Raw genomic sequence first — 3,475 nt, 5'->3', positions numbered from 1 at the left:
TGTGTGTCCAAGCCTCCAGCTTCGGGAGAAGTGTTCGACACTGGTCTTCGGGCATGGTGTTGATTAGTTCTACCAACCGAGGTTTGACACTAGATTCGTTCGGAAGTGCCATATGAAATCTTCCTCCTAAAATCAATCATCAGGCCAAAGGGAAGGGTCATGTACCGCATTGAAGGGCGTGGAGCCTTCTGGGTGCGCAAGAATCGATGATTGTGGAGTATTGAACTGTTTTGACTTGTCGACGAAGAACCCGATGCCCGATGGTTGCCAGTACTATGACTCCTAAACCTCCTCCGAAATACAGTGAGGTGAATATGCCCAACCCGTTTACGCCAAAGAACAGTTGGCTGTGGAATAAGTGGAATAAATACCCCAATACCGCCTTCCAATTGTCAAAGTTCAGACTTGTTCTGTCACCCTCGTATATCCGGTTCAGGTTAAGGTGCCAGCCCAAACATGTATTTTGTTTTATATAGCAAGGTTAATGCCAGTCTAAACAGACATCGATATCGTCTGTAATATTAAAGCGTTGTCTCGCCTGCCAAACCATATGCCCTGGCGGAACTGTAACAAAAGGTAACAATTTTGAGAAAAACAGGCGGGAAAAGTGTGTAGAAATTACACAGTTGGGAGGGTTTGTAAGAAGCAAGGGCAAAAACATTACATCCCATGCTTCTATCAAAACGTGGCACTGTTTCAATTCAATCACTGGATCAACATATTGTGGTTGCTTCAAGAGTCTCAAAAGTAAAACATTTGCCAATCATGTGTCCCTGCCACTCACACGATCTTATCAGAGATCTCTGCATGATATAGCCAATTTTGGCAAACACTTCGGCATGGATTTTGGCGCATAAACGTCTTACACTCACGAGACTGACAGCAAGTCCCTTGTCCGGCCAACCTGGGACCGACGGAGCATGAGAGTTTATTCAATGTCTATGATGGGTTACCTCGGCACCACATCTCTTAGTTGACCCAGGCACAAGATTTTTAGGCAGGGCCTTGCATTTTATAAGAGGCTCTACTATGATGTTGTGAAAACGTAGGGCCAGAATTTCCTGGAACTTCGAAAGGGGGGGAGAATCATGAAGTATGCGGTACTGTTATTGGGAATTGCCTCTTTATTGATTTTCGCCGGTTGCGGAAACGGCGAGAAAGGTGAACAGCCCGCCAAGAGCGAATATCAGGGAGCTGTTGAAGGGGTAAAACAAGAGTCTCACGCCGTTACACAAGAGGTGGAAAAGAAAGCTGAAGAAGCTGCTAAAGTGGTAGAGGAGAAAACGGAGGAGGCTGTTCAGGCTTTAGAAAAAAAGGCTGGCGAGGCTGTTGAAACCGTAAAGGAGAAGGCTGAGCAACCTGTTGAAGCGATGGCAGAGAAGACGGAAGAGCATGCTGGGGCCGCTAAAGAGAAGGCTAAAAAGGTTCTGGAGTAAAAAACTTATATGATGGGCGCATGGTAGATCTTACCGAGATCGACACTAGGCAACCAGGGGCATCGGTCGTAAATTTCATCCAGCAACCTAAAGAATCCCGGCTCTCAAAAAGTACCCAGTCATTGCAGCAATCGGTGTTCCAGGGGTTATGACTCACAAGATCACGGAGTGGTGGTATCTTTACTTTTGCCAGAACGGAGATGGATTGCAGATAGTTAGCATTTCGACTTCCGGGATTCAGTCAAGATTATTGCAAATCCTGAAGTCTCTTTAGGGCTTCCGTCAGCGATTCCTCACGTGCATGGCGTACCATTCATCCAACGGCCTTGCATAATCCCCGATACGTTCCTTTTTTACGTATAGCCTTGCACTATCTAATGTGGTGTGACGAAGAACCCGAGTAAAGCTTTCTTCGCCACTCGCATATCTGTGTTTTGGCGGTTCCCGACACTCGCCCACTGAATTGATGTGATCTATACCTTTCTCATTGAGTGGAAATTCGCGATATTGGCGGGCTCCGCACAGATTGATCTGAAAAAAAGCCGGAGCCTACATCCTCCAATGAGGCCGATCTTTCATCCGGCCGTTCACAATTTCTTGCAGCCAACCCTTTATCTCCGGAGCTAAATAGAATTTCGGATAAAGAAGGTCATCCTCAGCCGCGATTACGCCTTCGGAGACGGCTTGTTTGGCCAAAGCAGTACCGGGATAGATTCGTATGCCTATGGTGACTTTGATGGCATCCAGATTTAACGAATCTACGAACGTAAAACTTTCTTCGACCGAGCCTTTTGATTCACCAGGCCCTCCCAGTAACAAGAAACCCATGCGACCTATTCCGTAGTCACCAAGGAGTTCAGACGTGCGTCGGATATTCTCAAGGCCAAACTTCTTGTTCATATTTCGCAATATGATTTCAGATCCACTCTCGAATCCCAGACTCACTTCTTTGCATCCAGCTTTTGCCATGTCCCTTACGAGGCTTTCATCAACATAGCCAGGGTACAGAATGCATCTCCAAGATATGGCCAATCGCCTTTGAGTAAGTCTTTGGGAAAGCTCTTTTGCGTAGGACAAAGGAATATTGAATATGTTGTCGGTGAAGAAAAATCGGCGAAACCCATTCTCAACATGACGGGCAAGGAGATTGACGACTGTTTCCGCGGTATGTTTACGGATAATTCTTCCCTCTATTAGCGAGGTGGAACAGTAGCTACAGCGCATCGGACATCCCCGCCTTGTCTGAATAGGCATCCATAAGTCCTCGTTCCCGGCAACCATCTTGGACCACAAACTAGAATCAGGGAGGGGCAGCAGATCCAAATCCTTGATAAACTTTCTTTTGCATTGGAGTCCTCGTTCTGGAAGAAAAAGGCCTGGAGTCCCCGAAGGGTCAGCCTTTCGTTCCATAAAAGCTAGGAGAGCAGGGAACGCAATCTCTCCTTCTCCCTGAATCCCCATATCTGCTCCCAAATATGAAAGTACGCTTTCAGGAAAAATGCTGTAGCCTGCACCGCCCAAGACGATAGGGGCTTCGGAAAACCGACGGCATTCGGACATGACCGGTTTGACTTGGTCTAACAAGAGATTCGGAGGCGCCATCTTCTGATCGTCGATGTTCCTGATCGATATCCCTATAACTTCAGGCTGAAACCCCTCCACGGCTTCCCTGATAGCCGATCCAGCATCTTTGACGCTCAGAAGATCAATCAACTCAACGCGATGACCAGCATTTCGCGTGGCAGCAGCCACGGCGGCCAACCCTAGCGGGATGACGGGCATATTGATCGACTCGGTGTTGGCAGATACAAGTAGAACTTTCATCGCTCTTTTCCCGCCAAAGCTCGGTCTTACGGACAAACCTCCGATACTGTCACGTCACAGCAATAATGTAAGCACTTCTAAGAACTATTGCCAATACTAGTGTAATGTGTCTGTAACTTCTTGACAATAATATGATCCTGGCGAAAAAAAGCCAAAAGTCGTCATTCCCCGGCTTGACCGGGGAATCCAGAAAAAGAACTGGATGCCGGATCAAG

1 protein-coding gene and 1 pseudogene are annotated in these 3,475 nt (G+C 47.2%); one reads left to right on the top strand and one right to left on the bottom strand.

Annotated features, from left to right (window positions below):
• Positions 1 to 1,088: 1,088 nt before the first annotated feature.
• A pseudogene (locus tag JW883_16855) lies at positions 1,089 to 1,319 on the top strand (hypothetical protein).
• A gap of 666 nt (positions 1,320 to 1,985) precedes the next feature.
• Here the strand turns inward: JW883_16855 and JW883_16850 are convergent.
• The gene (locus tag JW883_16850; GenBank protein ID MBN1843932.1) at positions 1,986 to 3,260 is read right to left on the bottom strand and encodes a cobalamin-dependent protein; all 1,275 of its coding nucleotides are present in this window, start codon (positions 3,258 to 3,260) and stop codon (positions 1,986 to 1,988) included.
• Between the last annotated feature and the right edge of the window lie 215 nt (positions 3,261 to 3,475).

It is taken from the genome of Deltaproteobacteria bacterium, from assembly GCA_016930875.1.
Lineage (GTDB): Bacteria > Desulfobacterota > Desulfobacteria > Desulfobacterales.
This window is presented reverse-complemented; position numbering and strand designations above follow the sequence as displayed.

Coding starts and splice junctions, on each gene's coding strand:
- JW883_16850 (MBN1843932.1), bottom strand. CDS start 3,260: ATGAAAGTTCTACTTGTATCTGCCAACACCGAGTCGATCAATATGCCC.